This window comes from Paenibacillus sp. FSL R5-0378 (assembly GCF_038009285.1).
GTDB classification, from domain to species: domain Bacteria; phylum Bacillota; class Bacilli; order Paenibacillales; family Paenibacillaceae; genus Paenibacillus_AQ; species Paenibacillus_AQ favisporus.
Genome location: NZ_JBBPAY010000001.1, coordinates 7,084,396 through 7,110,558 on the forward strand (window position 1 = coordinate 7,084,396; position 26,163 = coordinate 7,110,558).

Annotated in this window: 20 protein-coding genes and 1 pseudogene; 3 read left to right on the plus strand and 18 right to left on the minus strand. The window is 38.9% G+C overall.

Annotated elements, in window-relative coordinates; genetic code table 11:
* Positions 1–237: 237 nt before the first annotated feature.
* The 3 genes from MKY74_RS32680 to MKY74_RS32690 form a co-directional block, all read right to left on the minus strand.
* Entirely contained in the window at positions 238–753 is a 516-nt protein-coding gene (locus MKY74_RS32680) for a hypothetical protein (RefSeq protein ID WP_144025544.1), read from the minus strand.
* A gap of 96 nt (positions 754–849) precedes the next feature.
* Positions 850–1,383 (minus strand): hypothetical protein, encoded by a 534-nt coding sequence (locus tag MKY74_RS32685; RefSeq protein WP_076176624.1) that lies wholly within the window; start codon positions 1,381–1,383, stop codon positions 850–852.
* Between the two features lie 52 nt (positions 1,384–1,435).
* Positions 1,436–2,341: a copper amine oxidase N-terminal domain-containing protein gene (locus MKY74_RS32690; RefSeq protein WP_076176623.1), complete on the minus strand. Its 906-nt coding sequence runs from the start codon at positions 2,339–2,341 to the stop codon at positions 1,436–1,438.
* A 299-nt stretch (positions 2,342–2,640) separates the two neighbouring features.
* On the opposite strand from MKY74_RS32690, the gene MKY74_RS32695 reads away from it, so the two are divergent.
* Positions 2,641–2,859 (plus strand): hypothetical protein, encoded by a 219-nt coding sequence (locus MKY74_RS32695; protein WP_076176622.1) that lies wholly within the window; start codon positions 2,641–2,643, stop codon positions 2,857–2,859.
* Between the two features lie 1,210 nt (positions 2,860–4,069).
* Here MKY74_RS32695 and MKY74_RS32700 read toward each other — a convergent pair.
* Positions 4,070–4,531 carry an MEKHLA domain-containing protein gene (locus MKY74_RS32700; RefSeq protein WP_076176620.1) on the minus strand — a complete coding sequence of 154 codons (462 nt, stop codon included), beginning with the start codon at positions 4,529–4,531 and terminating at the stop codon, positions 4,070–4,072.
* 123 nt (positions 4,532–4,654) lie between these two features.
* The gene (locus MKY74_RS32705; RefSeq protein WP_076176619.1) at positions 4,655–5,149 is read right to left on the minus strand and encodes a hypothetical protein; all 495 of its coding nucleotides are present in this window, start codon (positions 5,147–5,149) and stop codon (positions 4,655–4,657) included.
* 274 nt (positions 5,150–5,423) lie between these two features.
* On the opposite strand from MKY74_RS32705, the gene MKY74_RS32710 reads away from it, so the two are divergent.
* Positions 5,424–5,780 carry a helix-turn-helix domain-containing protein gene (locus MKY74_RS32710; protein ID WP_076176618.1) on the plus strand — a complete coding sequence of 119 codons (357 nt, stop codon included), beginning with the start codon at positions 5,424–5,426 and terminating at the stop codon, positions 5,778–5,780.
* A gap of 246 nt (positions 5,781–6,026) precedes the next feature.
* On the opposite strand, the gene MKY74_RS32715 is transcribed toward MKY74_RS32710, so the two are convergent.
* The 12 genes from MKY74_RS32715 to MKY74_RS32765 form a co-directional block, all read right to left on the minus strand.
* Complete coding sequence (locus MKY74_RS32715; RefSeq protein WP_076176617.1) at positions 6,027–7,769, minus strand: UvrD-helicase domain-containing protein; 1,743 nt, start codon at positions 7,767–7,769, stop codon at positions 6,027–6,029.
* 6 nt (positions 7,770–7,775) lie between these two features.
* Positions 7,776–9,926 carry an ATP-dependent nuclease gene (locus tag MKY74_RS32720; RefSeq protein ID WP_076176616.1) on the minus strand — a complete coding sequence of 717 codons (2,151 nt, stop codon included), beginning with the start codon at positions 9,924–9,926 and terminating at the stop codon, positions 7,776–7,778.
* Positions 9,927–10,255: 329 nt separating this feature from the next.
* Positions 10,256–11,479: a Shedu immune nuclease family protein gene (locus MKY74_RS32725; RefSeq protein ID WP_076176615.1), complete on the minus strand. Its 1,224-nt coding sequence runs from the start codon at positions 11,477–11,479 to the stop codon at positions 10,256–10,258.
* A gap of 247 nt (positions 11,480–11,726) precedes the next feature.
* The gene (locus tag MKY74_RS32730; RefSeq protein ID WP_076176614.1) at positions 11,727–12,497 is read right to left on the minus strand and encodes a hypothetical protein; all 771 of its coding nucleotides are present in this window, start codon (positions 12,495–12,497) and stop codon (positions 11,727–11,729) included.
* Between the two features lie 444 nt (positions 12,498–12,941).
* Positions 12,942–13,028, minus strand: coding sequence for a nuclease-related domain-containing protein (locus MKY74_RS35750; RefSeq protein WP_445671809.1), 87 nt, complete (start codon positions 13,026–13,028; stop codon positions 12,942–12,944).
* Positions 13,029–13,066: 38 nt separating this feature from the next.
* Complete coding sequence (locus tag MKY74_RS32735; RefSeq protein WP_076176613.1) at positions 13,067–15,520, minus strand: restriction endonuclease-like protein; 2,454 nt, start codon at positions 15,518–15,520, stop codon at positions 13,067–13,069.
* The gene (locus tag MKY74_RS32740; protein ID WP_076176612.1) at positions 15,492–17,642 is read right to left on the minus strand and encodes an McrB family protein; all 2,151 of its coding nucleotides are present in this window, start codon (positions 17,640–17,642) and stop codon (positions 15,492–15,494) included. Before MKY74_RS32740 ends, MKY74_RS32735 begins: the two co-directional genes overlap by 29 nt.
* Positions 17,643–17,733: 91 nt before the next feature.
* On the minus strand, positions 17,734–18,591 hold the full coding sequence (locus MKY74_RS32745) for a restriction endonuclease (RefSeq protein ID WP_076176611.1): 858 nt from the start codon (positions 18,589–18,591) through the stop codon (positions 17,734–17,736).
* Positions 18,592–19,488: 897 nt separating this feature from the next.
* Positions 19,489–21,051 (minus strand): hypothetical protein, encoded by a 1,563-nt coding sequence (locus tag MKY74_RS32750; protein WP_144025543.1) that lies wholly within the window; start codon positions 21,049–21,051, stop codon positions 19,489–19,491.
* 545 nt (positions 21,052–21,596) lie between these two features.
* Positions 21,597–22,364 (minus strand): DUF262 domain-containing protein, encoded by a 768-nt coding sequence (locus MKY74_RS32755; RefSeq protein WP_076176607.1) that lies wholly within the window; start codon positions 22,362–22,364, stop codon positions 21,597–21,599.
* Between the two features lie 230 nt (positions 22,365–22,594).
* Positions 22,595–23,776, minus strand: coding sequence for a DUF4317 domain-containing protein (locus tag MKY74_RS32760; protein WP_076176604.1), 1,182 nt, complete (start codon positions 23,774–23,776; stop codon positions 22,595–22,597).
* Between the two features lie 195 nt (positions 23,777–23,971).
* On the minus strand, positions 23,972–24,541 hold the full coding sequence (locus tag MKY74_RS32765) for an SF0329 family protein (protein WP_076176602.1): 570 nt from the start codon (positions 24,539–24,541) through the stop codon (positions 23,972–23,974).
* A gap of 147 nt (positions 24,542–24,688) precedes the next feature.
* Between MKY74_RS32765 and MKY74_RS32770 the strand changes: the two genes are divergently transcribed.
* The gene (locus MKY74_RS32770; protein ID WP_144025542.1) at positions 24,689–24,871 is read left to right on the plus strand and encodes a hypothetical protein; all 183 of its coding nucleotides are present in this window, start codon (positions 24,689–24,691) and stop codon (positions 24,869–24,871) included.
* Positions 24,872–25,923: 1,052 nt separating this feature from the next.
* Here the strand turns inward: MKY74_RS32770 and MKY74_RS32775 are convergent.
* Positions 25,924–26,150, minus strand: a pseudogene (locus tag MKY74_RS32775) (3-hydroxyisobutyrate dehydrogenase); the annotation flags it as partial.
* Between the last annotated feature and the right edge of the window lie 13 nt (positions 26,151–26,163).

Below are 26,163 nucleotides of genomic sequence, written 5' to 3' on the forward strand. Positions count from 1 at the left end.
TTATTTTGCTCACATTTCGCCTCCAGGTCGGTTTTTCATCACGGGATCTTTGCTTCATGCTTCCATGTTGGCTTTACTCGAATCCTCCGAGATTTCTCGGTCGAATTCATTCGTTGATTAATTTTCGTTTTCTCTGTTAATGGGCTGCCTAGTGGCAGCCCATTGCTTTTATCGAGAAGACTGCAGGCTCCGTATTCAGCGCACCGGTGAAGCCAGCAGGATCTTTTAATCTGTTAATTAGAGATCGCTATTAATTGTAGCAGACATTCCCCAAGCTTCACCGCTCATAATATTCCCACCTGCTCGGTATGTAACAACATAATCTCCACTGTAGACACCCTGTGGGAATTGATTAAAACTTCTCCAATCCAAAGGTGCAGCTTTTGGAGCTACAGTTGTATCAAGATAAACTCTGCCTGTATCTCTATGCTGTACAGTAACTGAGATGGGGTATGAGCCAGTGTTTTTTACATATATTTTTATATGACCATATCCCTTGTTAACAGTAAAATTAGAGGTAGCATTTGTTCCAGCAAGAACAGTGCTAAATAAAGGGTCAACTGCAAATGGAGTGATTATAGGATCTTCAATATCATTACCTTCATCCCCTGTTTGCACGATATTGTCATTTATCGTATGTTCCACACTTGAAATTTCTGTATTGCTTGGAGAAGTTGGCGCAACTGACGTTGCTATAGCTACTGATAAAACTATCGAGAGAGATAATACAGAAATTAGAGCATATTTTTTCAATGCATAGCACGTCCTTTTGAGAAAATTTCAAAATAACGATTTACTGTTATAAGCAGCAGTAATTAATGTGAGTATTGATGAGCTAAATTAATTCGTTCATTTCTTAAATCCCGTAACCTTAAAAATTTCAACTCCATCGACATACCAGGATTTCGAATTTCTTTTAGATTTTAAATCCATGACAACATAAGAACCATTGGCTTTCTCCCAATAAACTAAAGCCCGTGACTTTTCTGGATTTATCAGTAATGCCGACATATAATCACCTACGTCAAGATTAGCTCTCCGCTCCTCACTATAATAAGCCTCTAGAAAAGAAGAACGTTTTTGCATAGAAAAAGTAGATATCATATCATAAAATTGAGCAAAATCGATAAATGTCCATTTTGACAAATCTTCGTCTTTGCTATTGATTCCAAATGCCCTTCCCTCACTGCTCAGTATGATCTCACGACCTTGGCTCCATGATTGAGTTAAACGATCATGAACTGCTTGCGGAAGAGCCTCATCTTCGGGACTTACATTTGGAAAAAGAGAAGGAAGAACATCGCTTGCATATACACTTGTCCCTGTGATCAAAACAAGAACAGCAAATGTAAGAATTATAAATCTTCTATTTATTTTTCTCATGATTAGCCCCTTGACTTAAAAATATGAACCAGCCATCAATTCAGGTAGCCATTTAATGTTTCATGTAGTTCTTTTCCTCAGGGATGTCTACAATAACCCCTTTGTTCCCATCTGCTTCACCTAGCTGTATGGCCTTTCCTTGCTCATTGATAATGCCATAAAATACAGCTGCGATAGCTCCAATGTTTTTATAATATATAAAAGACCCCTTCACGCTTGGCCGCTCCCCTATTTCTTGAACAATTTTATACGGAAAGAAAGGAAGACCCTTATTCTCAACAATATCGTAAGTTGTTTCAGCAGCCCATATCTGAACCGCCTTTCCTTGCTGCACTTTATAATAATCGATTCGGTTTTCCTCTTTCACAAAATACTCATCCGCTCTTCCTACAGGGAAATAGCAGACCACCGTCATTAATCCACCCGCATTGATCTGTTCCTTTAAGCTCACACGAGGTAGAGAGAGGACCCGGATTCGCTCCAAGGTTAGAGCACTTTTAGCATGACTACTTACCGTTGAACTCCCAACGGTTACCGTTTGAGTCTTTGCATCCCATGCCACCGGCTCACCCAACGCCTCTCCAACGAATCTTACAGGGACCATAACCCTTCCATGCTTTATCAGGGCAGGCTGCGCTAATGGAGTCCCCTCATCTCCGATAATCCCATATTTTTCGTTAACCTTGACCGTGATCATGACTTTTCGATATGAGATCCTAACCTGTTTGTGGGTATTATCCCAAGACATATTGAGATTGCTTAGACCAAGCTTTCCAATGATATTGATCGGTACCAGCACGGTTCCTTTCTTTAAGTAAGGTGCAACATCCGAGGTAATGGGGCCGTTCTTCCCGATCACCTTGACGCTAGAAGCCAATGCCTGATTATGTCCACCAAAGACCATGGAAATCCCCAGTGCTGCAGTTGCGAATAATGTTAGTAACTTAAACTTTCTCATTACGCTCTCTCCTTTCACACCGGAGGTAAATTCTCCTTAATATGTAAGACACTCTTTGTTTATAAATTGTTCCATAAAATCTGAAGGGATTGTCTAAAAAAGAGAATTCAATACTTTTCATCACCAAAATTACTTATATATAGAAACAATATTTAATTATTGGTAACATGTAAATGTTTACAATTTTAGTAGTACTAATACAAAGTTCATTTTGGAAGGGGAGTTTTATTTAAAAAATATGGGGATTGTTGTATGTTTCGGTCTATAAGGTGCACACATCTTCTGGGAATGCAGGCTATATGCAGGGGATCGGTGTAGCTGTTGTAACTACTTTATTCGGCCTCCTGGCAGCGGAGGCTGTTATTAATGCCGGAATGGCTGCAGCTGTTGTCGGAATCGTGACCGCGGGGATACTCACGCTTTATCAAACCATTCGGAATGTAGATGGATCGGTTGATTTTGATATGTTTGAACCAAATCTAGTAAATAATATTATTTGTCTCATCGCAAGCAATTAAATGGGTCAAGCCAGAAATAGTGGTTCTTTCCGTGATTACTATTGGCCTGCTGCTTGGGCAACCTACTTCTCCCTTAAACTTGACTAGGAGGTAACTTATACTCCATGAAAAAGGCATTTAAAAAGTGGTTTATTGTTCCGTTACCGATCTGGATATTCCTTATTGTTTTTTTAATTTGTTTTTTTTGGATTACTGATCTTTTCGAGGCATTAGGTTTAAGCTCTCAAAATGCCTTCTACATCAATTTGGTTGTTGTCATCACGTACTTTATTGGCTATTTTGCTTCGGTACTGCATGTTTATCTCAACTCCAAAAATAAATAAAAAATGGGGCTGTCCCAGATGAGGTTAAACTCGAATAAGGAATAGTTTGTTCACTCATTCCTTTCCAAAAAGAGATAGCGGCACAAGTGATTATTCCTACGCTGCTATTCTTTATTTCGATCGATTGCCGCCGGTATGTCGGCCTCTCCCCAAGTCCTGCTTTACATTCATATAGGTGGAGACGAGCTTCTCTTTTAACAATGAAGCCAGGTAGTCGGCCCGGGCAATGGAAAAACAGAACGATCGCCGTCGAATACTTTGGAAGAATTCAAGAAGTCTTGGACATTAATCGTGACATATCCGTTGGACTTGTTATAGCCCATATCACCGTTGCTGCCCCTTTATGTTTCTGCCGTATCCAGTCGGTGATGCCACGGATTTCCCTCCTTTTGCAAATAGAAAAAGGACTCTCGCAATGAGTCCCTTATGGTATAGTCTGGTTTGTACAGCACAATTTGTGGTGGGTATACACAAGCCTCCAGAGGGAGGTGATGTGTATGAACTTCTATTTTTCCGATATTATCGTGTTTGCAGCATTCATCGTTGCTTTGTTGTCGTATATCGACAGAAAAAAAAGTAACCCGCCACAGGTTGACGGCCTGACGGGTTACTTCTTGTTCAGTTACACCTGAGGAGGTAATCCCACCACAAATGCTGTATAGGGGAGCAGTTGGCCGCTGCTCCTTATTTATTGTTATCTTAGCATATGGAGAAATATACCTCAATTTACTTATGCAGCTTAGCCTCAAGATCAGCCTTTTGCTTGGCTTCGCCCAAAATCATGAGAAGCGTTTACGTATAATTACCCGTTTTTGCCAACTATGATTTCGAGAGGCGCGCTAGTTTAAAACCATGTCTGTTTCGTATCCTTGGTTCAAACCGTATCCTCAAACGTAACGATACTCTCGGAATGCCGCGGCCTGCCCGTGAATCTTTCCGGTTTCGTCCGTCAAATTCCATACGGTTGCCTCCAAGATGTGAAACCTCCGGCCTGTGCTGGATATGCGGATTCCCGTGTAGTTATCGATATAGCCTTGTTCGCCTACCGTTTTTAGAAAAACCGACCGCGCCTCCCGTTCCATCGGTTCCGCAGTGAGTCTTGACGGCGTGCTTGTGAACTTGTCCCAATCCATTGCCCATAGCTCCAGCGCCGCCCGATTGCCGAAGTTCAGGACCGGGTCGGTCTCTGTTCCGTGGGAAAGCACCACACAGGGTGCGTTAAATAATTGTTCGAACGGGTGGCTGTCTGAGGCCGGCTCACCCAGAAGCGATTGTCCAGTCAATCTTTGATAGCTCTCCATGATCAGTCTTGCATGCTCGTTAGTGGCTCCTATTCCACCGTAATGCATAACTGCAAATCCCCCTCTTATCCGTCTCAAGGTCATATTATCAGTATGTATATCTATTTACAACGCATAGGAAATTACACTAACAAATCCGCTTGCTCGGCTTCACTAACTAGCATGCTTTTTTTATTTGTGAAAAATAGAGCGGTACGACTCGGAAGGATGAGATCCAACTCTGGCTGACAGGTGAAGCAGTACATCGTCCACTTTGTTCAACAGTTTCTGAAGCTGTGAAGGAGTTACATTTTGCAAAAGGGAAATGTCATTGCAGCCGGCCAGAAAATGGATTGTGCATATGAACAATACCCTATCTAAATCCGGTACAGAGTCCTGAGCCGTTAACTGTAAGATATCCTGAAGCGTAAAAGAAGGCGGAGGAAGCATGCAGTTATTCTTCCTCATATACAACGCCTTAAGCATGTACTCGAAGGCGCGGTCACTAAACAAGACGCAGACATGTGCAGAGGTTGGATGCATCATCCGCGCGGCTGAGTTCATGTGGATCTGTGCAAGATGTTGCATTTTGATCATGCCTTTGGCTTGACCCAAATTTCGTTCCTGGATTTTTAACGGCTTATTCCTACATTCTCTGGCTTTGTCGATGGAGGTTGAATGATTCACATGCTTCAGCTCCTATTGCGATTATTTGCGGTTCCTCAACTACGATTGTTCCGCTTTATAGACCTTGCCAAATTACGATGCCCTAGAAGTATACGTATCGAATTATTCACACACATCTGGAAAGCAATAATACCTCATGAATAAATATCCTAATTTAGGATAAAATACATACATAATATTACTATATAGTAGTAATTATTTCAAATAACTTACTATTTATATATTATTGCGAGTCAAAACTTTCCCTACACTTCTATTAAAGAGAGGTGTAACGATGTCAGATATTCTAAAATTAGTCGGAGCACGAATAAAGGATCTTCGTAAATTAAGGGGATTGTCTCAAGAAGCATTGGCAGAGAAGGCTGGCTTCAATATAAGCTACATAGGATTTATTGAACGAGCAGAACGCAATATTTCCATGAGGAATCTAGGGAAGATTGCCAGTGCCTTAGACGTTGGAGTTTACGAGCTTTTTACATATTTGAAGGAACAGGAAGAACTACCCGAGGAATCGACTTTGAAAGAAGTTGTCTCAATGCTGAGAGAACGTGATCCAAAGGATATAGAGATGGTCAGAAATATACTGATTGAGATTTTTCAGCGAATGGACGGTAATAGTAAAAAAGGCTGATCGGAGTTGAACTCGCCTTCGTTAAAGTGCCGGCTTTAAAATAGCAGTTCAAACAGCCTAAGTTCAGTATTCAACCGAACTTAGGCTGTTTTGTTGAAATTAATAGTGGTTGAGAGCTGATCCCATAGATGTGTCCGCCTGATTCCAGTCAATCTCATCGAGCGCCCGAAGCGTGAATACAATGTTATATGATGTTATAAGTACTTTTTCATTGGATATTTCAATTATATTTACTTCCTCACATGATTAATTCAAAGCAAAATCCTCACACCCTGCTACTAACTCCTCAGTCGGCGTGAGCGGCTCCCCTTTTTGTGTAGTTCGGCCCTGCTCAGAAATCAAATATAAATTTTTCTTTGCTCGAGAGCATACAACATATAGGAGTTTAGAAGTTTCAATAACTCTTTTGTTATAATCACCATATACAAGATTCCAGTAAGGAATATATCCGTTTAACAACCCAAATGCAATAACCGTTGTATACTCCTCACCCTTTACTCCATGATATGAGTTTATCACTACTCCTTTTTTCTCTCGGAAACACTTATTAAACGACTCCATATCAATTGATAAATCATAATTATCAATTCTTTCATTAACTTTATTCAAAAAATCAATGTATGCTCTTTTCAAATATATTTCTTGCTCCATATCAATCTTACAAAGCGACATCAAGGTCTCAACTGTATTAGTAAACGTTTCTATTCCGTTTTCATCACATATTTTAGCACTATTAATACATTTTAAAACAAAGTAACAATCTACGTAGTCAGGCAGTGCTAATTTATAATCATTCAATAAGATCGAGATGATTTCGCCAGCAATTCTTTTTCGTAAGCTGCTATATCTTCCAGACTCGGAGAACTTAATTTGTGAGATTAGATAAAAAACGTTCATAGGATCATATTTGATAGGTGTCACGTCCGGTGCATCAAAACTAACATCTGGTAATAGCTCACGCAATGTCTTACTAATGGGGTAGAGTAACCACCACCGAGGTGCGACCACACATATTTCATTTTCGGGAACCCCAGACTCTAATTGTTCCTGGATAATAGCAGCAATTTTATTGGAGATATTATTTTTGTTCGTGAGTCTATCATATGTTATTACACCCGTCATATCCCTAAGTTCTGACTCTGATGAAATAATTGATGAATCAATTTGGAACTTTGAATAGAAATTAATAACTCTTTGGGTCGAACGATAGCATCCGTCTAGTCGATCCACCTCAAAATCCGTTCCAAATAAACTGTCTAATTCCTTCTTATTTTTGGCTATTCCTCCAATACCGCCATATATAGCTTGATTAGTATCACCAATGAAAAAGTAACGTATCGTATTATTCTCGCGAAATATACTGCCCAATATTTGATATTGGAGCTCATTGGTGTCCTGATACTCATCAACATGTACAGTCCGCAATAAACTGGCTATATTTTTACAAATAAAATCATTCTGACTCAACAGATCATGCGACAATTGTAATATCATATTGAAATCAATTTCTTTGCTCTCCTCCAATCTTTTGTTATATTCTTCAACAACTGCAGGATATGCAAACGGGTTCTCATTAAAACCTAGACGTATTTGTAGTTTTTTGCTTATCTCGTTCACATATCTATTCTGTACAAACTCATCAATGATCCGGTACCCGCGGCTTAGCCGCTTCGAATACATTGAGTATGGTCTAATGATAAATTCTAAGCAGAACTGATGTATGGTTCCTCCCCATACATTCCTCAGGTCAATGTCTAAGCTTAATAGTCTGCTCTTTATTTCTTCTGATGCACGATTAGTATATGTAATTGCAATATTTAATTTATTTGATGCTGAATAGATAGTTGAAAGGAACGCTAGCCGATATGTAAGTGTTCTTGTCTTACCACTACCTGGGCAGGCTGTTAATATCAAATTTTTATCACTTATACAAATTTCCTTCTGTTTGGGGTTTAAGTCATTCAAGAACCATAAGTGCTTATTATCCATATCTTGTCACCACCAGAAAGCTTCATTTATTTTTCGTATAAATATTGCAGGTGTATCAATGGGGAACGTCGTGCAATACCTCTCTATGACCTCCTCCTTTTCCTTTTCATTAAGAACATTCGTTAAAGTAGAAAGAATATCTTGTGCTGCTGAATTACTATTAGGATAAAAGGTCATTGAATACCTTACCATTTTCAATTTAATCTCTGCTGTAACAATCTCCTGACACGCATATGCAATTGCATTAAGTATATACTCTGGAATCACTACTGATTCATCTACCTTACTGGAGAGTAGAGTGGCATACCATCCCTTTCCAATAGAATTTGCTAATGTTAAAACAGTATTGGCACCGTCTGTACCACCTGCTTTTAATGCCTCTTTATGTCGTTTAATAGCCGCTTCTTGCGTATAATGGGATTCTATTATGTCTTTAATAAAATATTGATTACTCGAATGCTTCGCGAATTCAACCTCAAAAGTATTAGTAGCATAAAAAGTCGATACCCATGGATTTTCGGAAAACAAACCATCAAGCTTTATCCTCCTAGCCTCTCCCTTCTTCTGGGCATTTACACTGTAATGTGAACTATCTTCAGCAACCGCCTGAATATCTCTATCCGTAATAATGGAGCAATAACGCTGAATTCTTTTGTTATCAAATAAAGATGCAATGTACTCAAATGCGGTGCTTCCGACATTAATTAATCCAATTCCAAGTTCATCTAAGGAGATACCTAGTCCCTTCTTGACCAAATTAGGTATTAGGATTTCTTCTCCGTCACCTTCAACAAGCAGAACTCCTTTTGAGAACAGTAGTACCGAACGTTTAGCATCTAAGTATCTTTCAATACATTCGGACAATTTCATATCTTTTAATAGTAATTTACTTTCTCCAAATTGATCTAAATTTTCAATCGGCTGCATTACACAAGACACGACTCCCTTGGTCTTAATTAAGTTAATTTTACTGATTTCAGAAGCTTCCGAAAGATGGGTTGAATGTGTGGTCATTATCACTTGAGTATAATCTTTAGTCAACTTCAAGTTGTCGAAGAGAGTCTTTTGAATATGAGTATGAATATGTGCCTCAGGCTCCTCGATAATCATGATGTTAATAAGTTCACGTGTACGGTTGAATTTGAACTCAACTAATTTAAGAGCCATATAAATCATATTTAGATGCCCAAGTCCCAACAAATCCATATCGTTTTGATTAGAAGGCTTTATAGACAAATACCGTGATAAAGCATTTATTTCATCATTTAATTGTGATTCTAATGCAATTTCAGGGGAATATACCATTCCGATCATATCCATAAGTTTAGAATTAATTTGTGTGCCTATTTCGCCAATTTCCTTTACCTCTGAAATTGAAAGGTTTAATTCACTAATTTTTTCTTTTATTCTTTCAATGTCAGCCGGATCGATCTGGGCCTCAATAGCCTCTACAATTCTTCTGATGGGATTCCTTGGTTTACGCATTTCATTTGCGACATCCCTCAAGGCATCCACAAACATAACAGAAATATGATCCTGAACATCAGTAATATTCAACTTACTTCCCAAAATAGCCGTGTCATCGTCATCGGGATTACAATAAGAGCCTGTTTCAAAATCACCGACAATCGTTTTGTATACTGTTGGGTCAGTAAAATCTGTCTGGGATCGCGAAGTATAATAAAATTCGTAATCGGATAGCTTGACTTCATTGAGTATCTCTTCAAATTCTTCTTTTGTTTGAGCTTCATATAATTTCTTTCGTACAAATTTTTGTGGACGGATAAAAAGTGTAACCGTTCCAATATCGCCAGTACCACTATTGATATATGAGTTAAGGAAAACTCGATTTTCATCTTCAGGTACAATCTCAGCACATACCTCCGTCTGCTTATCAATGGATGTTATATCTACGAATACAGCAGAAATTATGATCCAATGTCCCCGCCATTCCCCTAGATCATAAGCAAAGTCGCTTTCCTTCATTCGTTTACTATTATAGTAATACGAATCGTCTAATAGTAGTCTTAATGCTGTTACCGCATTAGATTTCCCAGAATCATTCTCTCCAATAATCGTATTTGCTCCTTGTGAAAAAATAAATCTTGCTGCTTTTAAATTTTTGTAATTAACTATTTGCAGGTACTTTAAATACATAGTTCTGCTCCCCTCATTAAGCTTATTCTTAAGATTTTTAAATCTTCCGATTTACGAAATTACGAAGACATTCAAATTTCTCTACAGTCCATTCTAGAAAGAAATATTTACATACAGATCCTCAAAGATGCTTTACAACCCTTTTGCGAATTACAAAATTCTAGCATTTAGAGGGTCATTTAAACCTCTTTTCTTTTATTCCTAATTTCATCGTATAACGTTCCCAGGATTCACGACGTTAGACGAAGCCGGATGCGTCTAATGAAAATGCCTCCTTCAATCCATCCAGCAAACCAAGCTCCTCGAGGAGTCGCTGCTTGAATATTATGTTATACGGCGGAGTCACTTTTAGAATCTTCTTTCGGCAATTGACTTTGAAATTTTTCGATAATTCTTTCTAACCTTCTAATAAGATCATCATATGTAACAATATCCATCACATTTTTATACTTTCTCTTAATAACTTCTAAATCTCGTAGTTGTTCAATATCAAGATCTTTCTCTCTTCCAAGAATTAAGATAGCATTAGGATTTGTTATGTTAATCATGAAACCATCGGGAAGCAAATCCTTATATTTATTTGTTAACTTTACTTCACCTTGTCTACCCGACTTGTTTAAATGAAACAAATACTTTTCTACTTGCATGATAGTGCCTGAGAGTTCTCTAACGGGGATGTAATTATCTCTATATGTTCTTGTCGAAATTAACGCATTGGAATTAGGTTTTTTTATTTCAACCACATCAACATTTCCATTTGAGTCAACTAACATATAATCTAATCTTCTTTCTTTCAAATCGTAATCGTCGTAGACGGTTACTTCTTTAAATGCTGTGATATATTTAGGGTACATCAATATTAATACGTCAATAATTTCGATTTGCCAATCTGATTCAGAGTAGCCTTTTTCATTTTTCAGCATATCTTTAAGTCGATTCAGTACTATCTGGTACTTCTTTATCTCGTACTCAGCAAATGAAGCACTTAAGCTGGACTTAATACTTTTAGCAACTGACTTTTTAGACATGTAAGAATTATATTCTGATACAAAATCTTGTTTTATATTTACATATTCCTTCAATATATGACTAATCCTTGCATTCGAATATTTCTGTATTTCAGTAGAGTTGGGAAATATTTTTAATAGTTTATTAAATTCTTCTATAGGTAAATCGGATTCTTTTGGTCCAATAGATAAATCTCCTTCTATCACATCAAAAACCCTTCTGAAAATAGATATATTGTTCCATGTCTTAAATATATTTAATTGGAATTTTATGCTTTTATGGATCAATAACTCTTTCTCTATCCCAATTGCAGTTTTCTTGACTCTAAAATAGTCGCCTTCTAACTTTGCAAAAGAAAATTGGGCCTCTTCTAGGGCCAACTCCTCCCAGCTGATCTCCTTGTATAGATCATTCTTTTCAAAATAAAAGGTTTTGCCTATAGCTATCTTTTCATTATCGTCAAATTTTTTTGTTATCCAATACAACCCATCCCTTGGCGTATATCGAAATATAATTTCATCCCCGATTTCTTCGAATCTAATCATGAAATCTCCTTAATAAACTTTTTTCATCTTAAGTTTCAGTTAATTTTCCATATCTTGCTTATATTTTATATTTAATAGATTGTTAAACACGATTACATCTATGTGTGGTAGATCTGCAATTTAGATTCTGTCATATAATGTTTTCGTATTCACGACGTCCGACGAAGTCAGATGTGTCTGCTGAAACTCCTTCGGAATGCATCTGGAAGACCAAGGCTCCACGAGGAGCCGCACCTTGAAAATTTTGTTATCTGATGTGACCTTCCTCTTCTGAACAATCTTCACTCTTCTTTTCACTTCTTTGAAATAAATCTTTATACATAATGTTCAAGCTATTTTTCATGTTATCTATTGTCCACTGGTATTCAAAAAACATATTGTAATGATCAGCTTGTGATTCCCACCAACTAAGATCTGACTCCCATTGAGTATTATTAATTATTTTTTGCAATTGATCTGTTGATTCTTTAAAGAATCTAATAGCAATGTGATAGTCTGTTTTGTGAAAGAAAGAGCCCCAATCGTGTAATAAATCGTGTTGAGGCGTACCATCATCATTTGTAAGCACATAATTTTCCGGGGCATAGTCTTTGCCCGTAAATAACTTCAGTAAAGTTGGGATCAAGTAGTGTGCAGATTTGTTTCTTAGCTTACTAGCTACGTTCTCCCACCAGTCAATATCATCTTGATTAGGTATAATATTAGAGATATTCGGTGCTTTCAATAAAGCCGAAATAGATTGATACTTATCCAACTTTGACTTAGAAAGTTGTCTTTTTAGACCATTACTATCAGGATTGAGAACTGCAAGCCTTAAGGTATGCTCTAATAAAGTGCTAGAACATATTATTGAACCGTAGAAATTACCCATTACTAACGAAGAAGCAGCGTTCAAATACAGCATATTAATCGATGGCTCCACCCAAGGCAAAGGCTCAGGCAATTCCTTGATTAATTGGACCGCATTATCGGCCATAATATTGAAATAATCACGATTAATACTGACTTTTAATCCCATGTAAAATCCTCCTCCATAATCTTACGATCATTGCAGATAACTCCAATTCACATAACTCCCTCTATCCAACGAGTTTTTGACATTCGTATTACAGCCTAATTTCCAGCGGTAAGCGAAAGCCGAATCATTTAATGCTTGTATGGGTAAGTTACAATGAACGCTAGTTACCAAAGAAAAATTTCTAGTATTTTAAAGAACTCTCTTTTTTAATCAATACATATGATTCATTCATTTTAAGCTGGATATGTTCAACATCATACATATTCTGTTCGTGCAAGTGGATTTTTCTGAATTCTGGATCCACGCTGAACCGGCAACGCATCGTAAACGCAACGAGCGAGATAGAGCGACTGCCTTGGTAGTCGGGGAGGTAACTATTAATCGCTTGAATATAGCCGTAATTTTGCATAATAGGATTGTACATTTTAAAACTGTTGCTTACAGTCAATGACTTAGCCTTGCGCGTCCCCTAATTTCCCCTGTGTAGTTCTTTGCCTCGATGATAAATAAACCTAGCGGGGTGATCACCACATGATCGATCTGCGAATTCCCCGTGTGCGATTACTTAATTATTCATTCTTCACATCGATTTCCTCCAATAAATCAACCTTCACCTGCTTCGCCAAGTCCACATACGGATGATCTAGTTTAACCTCCACCTTCCCGGCCCGCCGTTTCTCCCGCCATTCCTGCAGCTGCTCTTCCGTCTCCAGCTTTAATTCAGCAAGTTCACGGGCCCGGTCCAGCATATATTTCGACGTATACAGAACCGTATAAATCCCTATCCCGCCTAATTGAATAGGCTGCTCAAGCTTCCCCCAGGACTCTAAGGTGAATCTGACGTACAGCTCATTTTCTTTACCCGGCCGAGCCGGACGTTCCTTGATCTCCCCACGACGGACGACCTGCCAGTCTTTGATTTTGCCATAATAGTGAATTCCCGTATGGCCTGTATGATCGAAATTCTTCCGGGACTGGCACATTGCGATGTACTCCAGCTGCGTCAAAATTTTCGCGTCGGACAGGTTCCTGAGCGGCATGTGGTAGATGTTATGATCCAGCATAACCTGCAACTGGGAGACGTCTCGTAGGGAGCCGACCAAGACATTTTTTCCACTTAATTTATTCGCAAAATATTCCTGGGTTCCCCGTGGCTTCGTAGATCGTTCATACGCTTTCTCCGGACTGTCTAAAATAATCTCGTCCAAGAACTGCTCTACCAGCCTCGTCGATCCCGGCAAAAAAGGGAACGCCCCCACGTTCATCAGCTCAATGCTTTTATAGAAACGGTGCTCCTTGAAGCGTTCCTCATCATGATAAGGGAACAAAACATAAGCCCCAAACATATTCCTTTCATATTCCTGAGACGAAGCATCCAGGCTGACTATCGCATCCCGGTAACGATGCATCGTATTGATGTCCTCTTCCACTGGTCCGGGTGCACGATAAGCATTGAAATAAGCATCACCTTCATAAGCCGGATTCAAACGATACTTAGCGTCAAAAATATATTGATACACCTTTTCCCGCCCGGCATCTTTTTTACTTAAAGTCAGCACATTGTCGGGGCGCTGTGAGAGTGTTGGGGTTTGGCTTTTTCCGAAACTTAAATTGTAGTAGAGAGTGAACACTTCACCCGTCTTAGGATTCACATATTCCATCTTGGCTGTTGGTTTCTTGTCTAAAGTTACATATATACCGTTCCGATTTACCGCTACGATATCCTGGCTTTTGAGCTTGTACTTTCTACCGAGAATTTCATTGAGCTTAAGAAAACACCAATATTCATAAAGCTGCGCCACGTCTTTCATCGAGAGGCGAAGCAAATCAGTTTGAATGGACAAACCCTTCAGCAGCATCAAATAATAGCGGTACACATCCCTATACCCTGGTGCCATTTGCATAACCAAACTGACCGTGAAATGTTGTAGCTTCCCCACCTCACGCAAAAAGCTCGCATGCAGCACCTGTTCCACTTGGCTCGCCATTTGATCTAAGCGACGTAATAGCAAAACATCTTCTTTCCGCTGCTGCATCCCTTGCGGTTCTTGCAAACGACGTTTTAGCTTTGATAGGTTTCCTTTGACCCGTTCCAGCATCCACTTTACGAACCGATTTTCATTCGTATCGTAGGAAACTTGCTTCTTGGATTCGATCAAATGCGTCGCCTTATAAAGCCGATTCTCAATCCGGACATATCCATGCGTGGGATCTTCAAGAAGCCTGCCTGCCCTCTTGTTCAAAAAAGAGATGTTCTCCTTCCCTGCCTTCCGAACCTTCTCAGCAGGTTTTACCTGACGGTCGGTCACTAAACGATGATGCGGCTGCAACGTAATTCGTCTTATAGCTTCCAGCAAACGCTCAAACACAAATTGCAGAATCGTATAATACTCCGTCAAGCTTTGACTCTGCGTCTCTCTTAACCCGGTTAACTGATAAGTCCTTCTCATAAAATCAAACGAAAGGTTATAAATCTGGCTGTTCACTTCGTGCAGCAGCGTCATATAGTCTTGCTTGTAATCCAGCTTAACGGGGAATATTTCAAGTTCAAGCCGAAACATCGTTTTTCCCGCTAAGCGGAATTCAAGCTCCGTGTAGCCGACTTCATTTTTAAAGTTCAAGATGCCGGATAGAACCATTTTCCCTACGGGTTTAACGCTCTCCCGCAAGCTAATGTTGTCATGGTAAAAAGTCAGGTCAAGCGGTTGCTGCTTCTTTTCCACAATGAGCTCATAGTTTCGAGTCTCATAAAAACAAGGAAAAGCCGGCATGCCCTCATGCCAGTCCACTAATCCCCCATCTAAATGGGAAAAAATCTTCACTTCCTCAATTTGCAATTGAGAAGCTGGACTTGAAACCTTAAGTAGGGCATTGATCCATTGCCCTTCCCCATCCCTATGCAACACTAGCGTTTCGACCGTAGGATGAGTTGGACGACCTTTTAGATACAGCGTAAAAAGATTAGTCTCCACGCATAACAACTCGATATCAGCGTTAGGAGAGCCAGAAGGATGTAAATCCATCTTCCTCTAACCTCCTCAGCATAAACGCCAGCTTCCGTGCACTTTGGGGATATTTCGCGGCTGGGGCTTCTTTGCCGGCATCCCATCTGGAGTACAAGGTGGATGCGTCATCCAGTAAATCGTTGACCTGAAGTGATTCCCCTTCCAAACAAACTTTTAGAAGTTTTAGGAGCACTCTTTTTACAGACGTATGACTGCCTTGGATACGAGGTAGAATCTTCTGAAGCAGCTGCAAATCAAAAGCTTCATCCTCCGTCAGCAACCCAAAACGCTCCGCATAAATGCTATAGAAGCTGATCGTATCCCGGATTCTAAACCCAACCTGGGCATGAATTTCTTCAAGTATTTGGTTTATCGCGACCAGCTTGTTGGTTGTACGCTTTACCAATTCTTTATTTTCGGCACCAACGTTCACTAGATTCAAATAATCGGCACGAAAAAAACGTTGAGAAACAGGCCCGATTTCCACGATTTCCTGTTCTTCATCGCCTTCTGACCATGGCAATTGAGTTAAGTCGATATGATTAAATTCCAAGGTATTGGCTCGATCGAGCACCTTTTTGCTGAACGGGTAGGTCGTCTCATCCATGTTCACCGTGCCAATGAGATAGACATTTTCAGGAATGCCAAGGTCCCCATAGAGCTCTTGATCTTCAACCCGATCCAGAGAGGCATACGGAATAAGCGGTTCGGTTACGATTTGGCCATCCATCCAACGCTGACTCTCCAGCAAGCTAAGGAGGTCGCTGAAATAATGCTCCACCCGAGCCAAATTCATTTCATCTAGACATATAAAATACGGCCTATTCCGGTTCTCAGGCAGCGAAGCGGTGACCATAACTTCCGTTAACCTGCCTGGCTTAAAGCGGCCGGATAAATCCTGATAACCAATGAGATCCGTAGGATCGTTCCAATCCGGACGTACCGGAATCAGCGTAAATTGACCGTTTTCCCCTGTAGCTCCTACACTCTCTGCGAAAAGCTTTACGAGTTTAGTTTTACCTGTTCCCGAAATACCTGCCAGGATGACGAAAGGTTTGGTTTTTAGGGAGAGGTAGAAGTTTTCGATGAGAGGGTCGGTGTAGTGGAATCCGTTTTGTTTTATATAAGCTTTTACTTGATAAACCGTCTTTCTGACATTTTCATCCTTGATTTCAGGCAAAGTAATTGTCTCCTCTATAACAGGGTTCGCGACTTCAAATTGAGTAAAAGCAGGCCAATTGACGTCTTTAGACAAGTGTTGAATGAGCTGAAGTCCAGGAATCGTAAACCGGTACAAATAACCTTGGTTCACTCCACCTATAGAATTTAAAGGGCCTTGAGTAATATTCAGTTTCATTAATTGTTGATTGAATAGCTCTAATGGAATAGCTGGCGAAACTTCAAAATAATCCGTTCTAACCAACCGTCCCTCTTCTTCCCAATTCGAGTTGGCAAAACTGCTAGGTCTTGGAGCAATTTGGGCTGGGTCTATAACTCGGCTAACGTATCTTAAATGCTTATTGGCATAATGGAGAATAATATCTCCCCTCTTTACTTCTCTCATGGTTTCCCAATGGTGGACGGGGTTACCATTGGAATTTTTCAAAGGGGCCCATATGACACCTTCGGTTTTTCCTGCATTGATCGTGTTACCTTGATTTACCCACCAGACATTAGGTGACCCTTGTTGGGTGATTAGCTCAATTCGATATTCGAACGGTGTTCTGGTGGCATAGAACTCGATATATTCGGCTTGAGCATCAGGAACAACTATATTCTTCTTCCCACTGTTCTCCGCTTTCTTGGCTGTAATATACTGGTATGTAGCTTGGAACTGAGAGATCATGAACTGCTTGAGTTCTTTATTAGAATCATAACGGATTTGAAGGGCTTCACGATCTGCTGATTTTTGATCCACATTTTGCAGCCTAGCCTCGAACGTTTGATTTTTATAGATTAATACAATCTTTTGACTTGTGCCTAATGCCGGAGCTTTGCCCTGGTTAGCTTCACTAAAATCAACATGAAATTCAACAGGAATTTGCGTACCATATTCAAAAATAGAAGAATCGACCTTTTTACGTCCGATCAGATTCGAGATTTCGGAATCTTTCCACCAGCTTCTGAGAGTTTTGATCATAGTGCCTCCTTAGAGCGAATAGCTTCGTGATGGTATAAAATTTACTGACTGAATAAGTTATGTAGTTTCTGATCCTGCAATACTGTTTTGTTTATATTGCTTTGGTATTTCGGCACTTCGGGAAGTTACTACAACCCCAAATTTCCGTACCTTGTTTTCCTTTTCTTCTAACCATTGGGGCACCACATTTGCATGTTATACTGCTGGTTGCCGCTACCTTTCTTTTTGTCTTAGCTATTTCGGATTTAGCCGTGGCTACATTTTTTTCAATTGGGCTTCGTTTTTTACTAGGCTGCCACTTTCCCCAAGCTCTGAGCTTATGCTCTATAAGACCGCCATGCCAATAATCCACTTTAAACTGTTCCGCTTCCTTCTTCGCAGGAGGAGTCAGGTCGGAGGTGGTGACAAGCAAGGACAAAATACAATCATGATTTCTTTTTGCTGCAACTAGTTCGCGTATGGTCGTGACGGGAACCAGGTTATGGTCCGCATAACATTTGGCCTGCACTGCGGTCTTTTCACCGCGACGGTCAATAATGACTAAATCCACTCCACCGTCGCTTCCTCCCACACCGACCTCCTTAACGGTATAACCTTGATCCCGGAAATAAAGAGCAAGTAATCTTTCGAATTCAGCTCCAGTTAAATCGTCTAGTAGGCTTGTAAGGATAATCTCGTCTGATCTCACTGAGTTGCTGGCACGTCTTGTTGCGGTTGAGCTTTTCTTTTGATTTGGTTTAGCAGAGTATTGCTTTTTATTCGTACGTCTCTTCCGTGTCCACATCGCACCAAGAATTTCTGCTGCTAGAACAGCAATAAGAATAATGCCAAAGAAGAAACCCCAATGTAATCCTGGAATACTAAAATAAAGCGCGAGTCCACCGATAATAAATAAACCTCTCAAAACGTATGCAATCTGCCTGCCTTCTGCTTTGTATGTCCTAGCCATTCATTACTCATCCTTCCGGTTATGTATATATCCATTTTTCGACAATTGCTCCTATATTCCCTCTAATTTAGGTAAAAAGAAATGCACCCTTTCAATGGGTGCATTAGAACTACTCATATGGTTCAATGGATCTATCAACTTATACATCTGTAATTTAAGAGTTGGTAAGTAAGGTATAGATACTGGAATTTGTGTTTGTTCATGAACCAGGTCCGAAAAATAATATTTCACTTTATTCCGAGCCTCTTCATTAGTCAAAGAACGAATATAGTTTTCCAAGTATTTATTCTGCAGCAGCTGTCGAACCCAACTCGTAAGAGGATCTAGCATTTCGGTTTCCGAATCCGTATTCTCATTTGCCTCATGGCTACACTCAAGCAACCAGGTTCTCCAGCTTATTGACCTGGCTAATCAAATCAGGACAATTGGTATATATCTCCTAATTCTTAGCCGCTACATTCCCATCTGCTGAAAATCAAAAAAATCGCCTGTTAGCAAAAATGTGTAAAATTACTGACAATTTTCCCCTGCAAATGAGCTGTATAGTAAAACTGCATCAGCAACACGAAGTGAAAAGTGGGTCATCGGAACATAAAAAAGCAGGCTGCCCAATCATACCCACCCGTTGGACGAATGGGTGTAATTTAATTTTTACATAGACGTCTTTTCCAGAGAAAATACTGAATAAGAGAATTGAATCTAGAAAAAAATAAAAGATAATTTATTCTTTTATGGTTCTATAAATTATAGCCTGCTTATTGAGTGCAGCCGATGCTTATTTGCTCGTCTTTTAAACTAAATGTAATAACGAATAATTATGATTGAGTCGACACCCATTTGTTAATGTTATCACCTAACTTGTCATTAAGGAGCAAAAATGAATTATCTGATATTTTATTATTTTAATTTTCTGATTCTGAAATTTGTTCCATTAGAAATTACAAGATTTCCGTCGTACATTTTACCAGTAATTAATTCACTACTTAGCTCACTTAAATTGCTCAAAAGTTTTTCTAATTTATCAAAATATTTAGGTTCTTCAACTAAAGAAACTATTTTATAGTCAATTTTGCTTTCATTAAATTTCTTTATGATTTTATCTATTCTATTTTCATTAATGAAATGATGGTATTTAATGTTTGCGGTTTTCTTGATTTTATGCAGTTTTTGAAGTGTTTTTATATCTAATTCTTCAAGAAAAATTGTATTATTAGATTCTAAATGAAATGTAAACTCACCTTCTTCATTGAATTTAGAATTAGAGAGGTTTATATATTTTATCATTTTTGAGATGCTGGTTGGATAAGGCATATTTGCGCCTGAACACACCATATCAGGGTAAATCAACGAAAAACATAGCTGTTTTTTGTCTTCTCGTCCATAGAAAATGTCAAAATCCTCACGACACAAGTGTTCATGTATTTTTATTACATGAAGAGCTAGTAATCTTAATATATCCTGCTTATTTTTATAAGTCACGATGGTATCTCTCATATCGAATTCATTTAACAAAATATCGTTTGATTGGCTTTCATTTATTATTTTTTTAATATTCTGTTCCTCTACGGATAAATCCCAGATGATTTTTTGAAGCGACACTTGAAAAGTGTACGACTTTAGGTTAAATAAATACTCATCTGTATATTGAAGGTCTTCTTCAATTTTATTTATAAACACCCCTTGCATGAAAACAAATCTTTCACACAAGAATCCTATTTCATTATCAATTTTCCGAATATCTTTAATTAAGTTATCTATATCATTAAATAAAAATTGAATATGTATTTCGGATTGTTGAAATAACTCCAAAAATGATGTGATCTGTTTTTCTTTGAAATACTCGTTTATATCATAGGAATTGTAAAAGAGTTTTTTGAATACAGCAATTCGGTGTGAGATATACTCTCTTATTTTTTCTATTACAAAATTGAAATTCTTACCTATTTTACCATGGTCAGAATTGTATTTAATTATGTTGTATAATTCCTCCAATTGCATTAGAGGTTTGATATTAAATATTTGATTATAAATATCAAATTGCTTCATACAATTCATTATTGCGCTTTTATCCATTAATTTTATTTCAATATTATATTCTGTTTCCATTTGAGTTTGCCATTTATCCCATTTACATCTCTCTGGAAAGGTAAAATCTTGTGGTATTAGTAACGTCCAGGATTTCATGGAGAATTTGCTGTTGTTTGCAGCCCGTAAAAAAGATTTCTTAATTTGGTTATAATCTATATTCTTCATAAAAAACTTACACTGAAAAACATCAATTTTTTTAGTGATATTTCCTACATAGATATCAATGCCTTCATCTCCAGGATTTCCTTTAATTTTATACACATGATCTTGGAATTTTCTTTTTAACATTGTATAACATGCATCTTCAAATTTTTCTCTAGCTCCTGACTCTCCATACTTCTCAATGAAATAATTAAAATCCCGCTCCATCATAAAATCCTCTTTCATGATTTTTGTTTTAAGTAAATAATATTTTGGTCAAATACTTTTGATTATATTAAATTACCATTTTCTATCTTTAAAGACTAGTAACCTAGAATTAAAATTATTTGAAGATTGAGTTTTAATGTTTAAACTAATCTGGTATTTTCGAAATAACATTACGTCCTGTAACGTCTTATAAAGAAAAAAAACTTTAGGTTACCCACCTAAAGTCTTCTACTAAAAATATTGTTGACATTGAAGGTCCTCATCTAATATGAGCACTTTTATGCTTATCATTTTTATTAAGTGTTTGAATTATACCTTTTAAAGAAATAGAAAGCCAAAGGTGAAAAATATAAAGTTGTCTTTCTCATGTACCTTGGTACGCTGTTCCCAAGGAAACCTAAAAAGGAGTCAAGAAATATTATCCTTGACCCTTTTCCGTCAATTCTTACACATTAACACCCAAGATTCTCAACTGCTCATTTATCTTAGCCTCAAGATTAGCAATTTCTTGTTTGTCCTGCTCTAGTAGCTTAATTACTTCGTCCAGATCAATTGTCACCTCCACAGTAGTCTTTAATGTAACGTTTATAGGAATCGAACAATTTATCCACTTTCGAGAACGCCAATTTGTCATCAGTATTAACTTTAAACGTAGAGTCTTGTATTTTTATTTGGAGAAATGAGAAGAAAAACAGATCAATAAATGTCCTCTTCAGTCTACCGGTTGTAACATCTCTATCCCAATATTCCTTTGTTTCGTCGTCTTTCTCAAAAACATTAAGCCAGTACTTCTCGTACTCGACAATGTCGTTTCGGCCAAGGAAGTAATTCTTCAACAGCTCAGCTGTAGTCAGACGAACTCCGAGCGAGTTGATAGTATCAAAAATCTGTTGCTCATCTTCATCAGAAGCAAGATCAATGCCGACAAACAAAATAGCATGGCATACTATATCGAAATCTATCTTGCCCGGGTCTAGGTTGTCCACAAAGTATTGATATGCGAAGGAGATAATGTGTTTACGGTTAGTTGTCTGAATACTATTCAAATCCATAATCGTGTTATACGCTTCAATATCGTTGTGGCTGTGCTTTAAGACATTGCTTTCATCATCAAAACGTTTGTCGACGAACTTCTTTAAGCTGTTATTCTTAAGGCACAGCACTTTAAGCAGAATACTCAACGTAGTGAGCCTCTGCTGGCCGTCGATTACAGTACGAACATCGCCTACAGTCCTTGATGTGTCTGTAAGTTGTTGCTTCAGACGAAACTGCTGGATGACGGCACGACCTTCGTAATTACCGGGGACATTCTCCAAACGAGCTTCACTCCATCGTTTGTGAGGAGCGTTTTTCATTTGCCCGAGTCACTGACATGGTTTAAATGGGATCATGAATGATTTCTCCTCTTATATATTAGACCCAATAAACCAACTACAAAAAAAGCCCCCTAACGGTAGACAGGTGAATCATAAAACCTGTCTCCGTAGGGGGAGCATCTCACACTCGTGTTTCATATACAAAATCCAATTCAAACGCCGTTTTACCTTCAATCCGCTTTCTCCAATAATGTCTCTGTAGTGAGCGTAAAGCCCTCAATAACAGCATCTTCATCAACCTCAATCATAATGCAGCGTTTGCCTTGAAAGCTCACCTGTTTAATATACCTTAAATCCTGTGGACTGATCGTAATCGTGGCTACCTTGGTATCGATCTTGATCGATTTGGACGTGAATTTCGGGATCACGCTGTTCGCCTTCAGTTCATAGTTCTTATCGTCAACGATCGTCTCGAACGCCCGTTCCACGGCTTCCTTGGTCACGTTATCCACGCCGCTTGCGGTCAGCACGCGTTCCACATCGGTATAATCCAGCTTCGCCGGTTCTTCCTCATCCTGGTGGGATTCAATCACTTGATGAATCTCCTCGTACACGTGTGCGATCGTGGCGGAGTCCAGCTGTTCACCCGCCACTTCCTTCACGATGTCTTCAAAGATCTCTCTCTCTTCCATGGCCGTCACAGACCGCTCCGCATTCAACACATCCGAGATAAAACGCTCATTCGGATCATTCGATTTTCCCGTAGCATAGAGAACCCGGTTCACGTCGGAATAATTGTCTGTCACACTGGGATAGAAGAATCCTTGCTCCGGTGTGCTGAGCTTGATAATCGGATCTACGATGACATTGTACTTAAACTCTCTCTCCACATAGTCGAACAAGAGCGCCTTCCGCTGCTTCTCCGTTGAGTTCACACTGCATAGAATGAACGGATGTCCGAACACCTCGTCGTTCCCGGTCTCCTCCGCTGCATCATTCCTCGCCTTGGTCGGCCGGTAGTATTGTCCGCGTACGAACGTGATGACCGTATCCCGTTCATACGTCGTATCCGCCAACATTTTGTTCACGAGCAGCATCATCAGATCCTGCCACTCCTCGGGATCTCCCGTCTGGATCGCTTGATGAAGCAGCACCTTCGAAGGGTCCTCCGCTTCCTCCTGAAACTTGAGCTCGAACAGCTTATGATCCAACTCACCGGTCAGCAGCTTTTTGAAATTGCCCATGTACAGCTCCTGCTTCTCCCGGTCCACTAACTCAAAGGGATTCCGCTCCCAATGATAAACTTCGTTCGTTTCTTTCATAATGTACACGTTCAGAATATCGAAAATCTTCATCAATTCATTATCCATCTTAAACTGCTTGCGAATGTGCGCGATTTCTTTCTTGTTCATAGTTCGTCAGACAACTCCTAGAAAGTAAAATTGGCTTTATCAGTATAAACGAAACAAAAACCCTTCGCTATATCGAATGAACTAAAGCCATGTTATAGTCCGCGATTAAACGGTTATAACAGGAAGTTCCGATACACAACTCTAGTTCAAATCGATATAGACGGGGTTCTCGTCAAATACGAAAGTTATAGATTCTCAACATGTACTGCGCCGCAGATCATAAAAATACTGCACAACAGGATGCTTTAACTTCATTTTCTCGGACATGTTCAAAATCCGCTTTTTCCCAACGCGTCTGTCCACCAAAGCTAGAATATTCAATAAAATATCTTTGCTCTCGATGTTTTCTTCTATAGAAGTAGATAAAAATTGATTAGCTAGAGCGACAAAATTGGATTTGCTTAATGAAGCCTGGGCTGACATAAGCTCCTTGGCATATCCTGTTATCTTTCGGTTTCTCGCAATAACTTTTAGACGATCCTCTGGAACGTTTCCCTGGGTATCCTTTCGGACCGCTTCCATTTCTTCAGCGCTGATCGGAATCTGGATATCCGGGTCATTCTTAATTTCCAGCTCCGTCTGATACCACCTTATTGGACTCGCTTTATCATTCATTCGGAGGACGTCCTTTTTATCTACCGAAATATAACAAAGCCCTGCTTTATCCGGTAAATAACGATAACCCGTTGCACGGTATTCAACCCTTCCAACTAACGCAGGACTGAGAAAACTCTCCAGCTGCTGCTTCAATTTACTCCAGGACATGGTTCCTCCTATATTCTCAAACCTAGCTTTCTTTTATTGAAAAGTAAGCTCTCGTTTCATTGTGCCTCTGTTCAGTATGAATAACCCCATACCAAAAAACAACTCGTGATATGATCAATTGTGGAAGGTACTAATTAAGGAGGAAGTATGAATCGGAATAAAGTAATAATCACTGCCATTATTGGAGTAATCGTAGTAGGGTATATTGTTGGAAGGTCAAGTGAAAATGATGTTGCCTCTACTACACCGCCGCAAGAAAAGGAGGCCACAAGTACAGAAAAGACTACGGTTCCTGCAGATCCTCTTTCAAAAGTCCCCCCCAATCTCTAACAACGGATAATTCTCTCCCCCCACAGTCCATTGATTCAGTAGGACTCAGATTTAAACTTTCCTATATAGGAAGAATTGAAAGAGAAGAAGTTAATATCACTTTAGAAACACTCTGTAAGATATCAGACGCTCTTCGAATAAATCCTATTCAACTTTTTGAAGATGAAAAAAACGAACGTCCCCGGAAGTCAAAATCTGAAATATTAGATAAAATTGATACTTTATTAATTCCTTTAACCGTTGATGAGCTACAAGTTATCCATCGAGCATTAAAAGAAATTTTGTCATTTAAGAATTTGAACAAAGGCAAAAGTTTCTAAAAGTCTATTTATAAAATTCTCCTAGTAGATCCAATCGGCCAAGTCTATTTAATATCTCCTAGCTATTTATATTGATCTATCATCCAACTTTCCCTATAAATCTTCTCAGTTTCTTCTTAGGCGTAGTTTCAAGAACTCCTCAAAATTAAGGATGACATCAGCTGCATCCATCGACTCAGCATACCCAACTTTATCGAATGCTGCTATAAGTGAGCCGACTGCCTGTTTGAAGGTAAGGCGTACATCGCAAGACAAGTTGTCTATATATAATTCACTATTAGAAATTGCAGCTTTTTGAAAACCGGGTCACTATAATTTGTAATGTTCCCTTCATATGAGAGCTTCTTAATATGAAGATCTAAATGTTCGACTAGTAAAGCAAATCTTCTCACTATCGTTTAACAATTACATTTCACCCCAATGTGATCATTTGTCTTCTGATCAATTAACCATTATATTACGGGAAACTTTCGCTTAAGCACTCGTGGAATTTCTTGGCTTTGTTGTTATGCATGGCGGGCGGTACGTCTCTTTGAGTGTTTTCTAACTCACTTTGTTTCTTTGACATTCTGTTATCCCTTTCATTTATCTTTTAACACTTATAACACATCAGACTTGAACTGTACATAAAATATAGTTGATGTCAAATGAGGAACGTTAATAAAGCGGCAGTCTAAACTTTAATCATGTTTAGTCTGCCGCACCGCGCTTGAAGCGATACAAATTCCTAACTCAGGAATTATAAATTTCTCTATTTAGTTGAACAACTTCTTTATGGGAATATCCTCTCACCTTATCCCGTAGTAATGGGGCTTTTTCCTTATTTGCTTATTTAAGTGCTTCGGTTAGTACCTCTTTTGTAAGTTTCTGTGTTAGTATGCAGGAGTTCCTGGCTGTTGTTTCCACGATTCGCTTAAAGATCCACTATCTACTTCGTCGAAGCTCAACTCATCTGCTACAGAACAGAAGGGC

What these genes read in the sequence shown, in the direction of transcription:
- MKY74_RS32765 (WP_076176602.1), bottom strand. Translation starts at nt 24,541, where the DNA reads ATGTCCTGGAGTAAATTGAAGCAGCAGCTGGAGAGTTTTCTCAGTCCT.
- MKY74_RS32690 (WP_076176623.1), bottom strand. Translation starts at nt 2,341, where the DNA reads ATGAGAAAGTTTAAGTTACTAACATTATTCGCAACTGCAGCACTGGGG.
- MKY74_RS32720 (WP_076176616.1), bottom strand. Translation starts at nt 9,926, where the DNA reads ATGTATTTAAAGTACCTGCAAATAGTTAATTACAAAAATTTAAAAGCA.
- MKY74_RS32740 (WP_076176612.1), bottom strand. Translation starts at nt 17,642, where the DNA reads ATGATCAAAACTCTCAGAAGCTGGTGGAAAGATTCCGAAATCTCGAAT.
- MKY74_RS32715 (WP_076176617.1), bottom strand. Translation starts at nt 7,769, where the DNA reads ATGGATAATAAGCACTTATGGTTCTTGAATGACTTAAACCCCAAACAG.
- MKY74_RS32700 (WP_076176620.1), bottom strand. Translation starts at nt 4,531, where the DNA reads ATGCATTACGGTGGAATAGGAGCCACTAACGAGCATGCAAGACTGATC.
- MKY74_RS32735 (WP_076176613.1), bottom strand. Translation starts at nt 15,520, where the DNA reads ATGGATTTACATCCTTCTGGCTCTCCTAACGCTGATATCGAGTTGTTA.
- MKY74_RS32710 (WP_076176618.1), top strand. Translation starts at nt 5,424, where the DNA reads ATGTCAGATATTCTAAAATTAGTCGGAGCACGAATAAAGGATCTTCGT.
- MKY74_RS32725 (WP_076176615.1), bottom strand. Translation starts at nt 11,479, where the DNA reads ATGATTAGATTCGAAGAAATCGGGGATGAAATTATATTTCGATATACG.
- MKY74_RS32695 (WP_076176622.1), top strand. Translation starts at nt 2,641, where the DNA reads ATGCAGGGGATCGGTGTAGCTGTTGTAACTACTTTATTCGGCCTCCTG.
- MKY74_RS32730 (WP_076176614.1), bottom strand. Translation starts at nt 12,497, where the DNA reads ATGGGATTAAAAGTCAGTATTAATCGTGATTATTTCAATATTATGGCC.
- MKY74_RS32685 (WP_076176624.1), bottom strand. Translation starts at nt 1,383, where the DNA reads ATGAGAAAAATAAATAGAAGATTTATAATTCTTACATTTGCTGTTCTT.
- MKY74_RS32750 (WP_144025543.1), bottom strand. Translation starts at nt 21,051, where the DNA reads ATGATGGAGCGGGATTTTAATTATTTCATTGAGAAGTATGGAGAGTCA.
- MKY74_RS32760 (WP_076176604.1), bottom strand. Translation starts at nt 23,776, where the DNA reads ATGAACAAGAAAGAAATCGCGCACATTCGCAAGCAGTTTAAGATGGAT.
- MKY74_RS32770 (WP_144025542.1), top strand. Translation starts at nt 24,689, where the DNA reads ATGAATCGGAATAAAGTAATAATCACTGCCATTATTGGAGTAATCGTA.
- MKY74_RS32745 (WP_076176611.1), bottom strand. Translation starts at nt 18,591, where the DNA reads ATGGCTAGGACATACAAAGCAGAAGGCAGGCAGATTGCATACGTTTTG.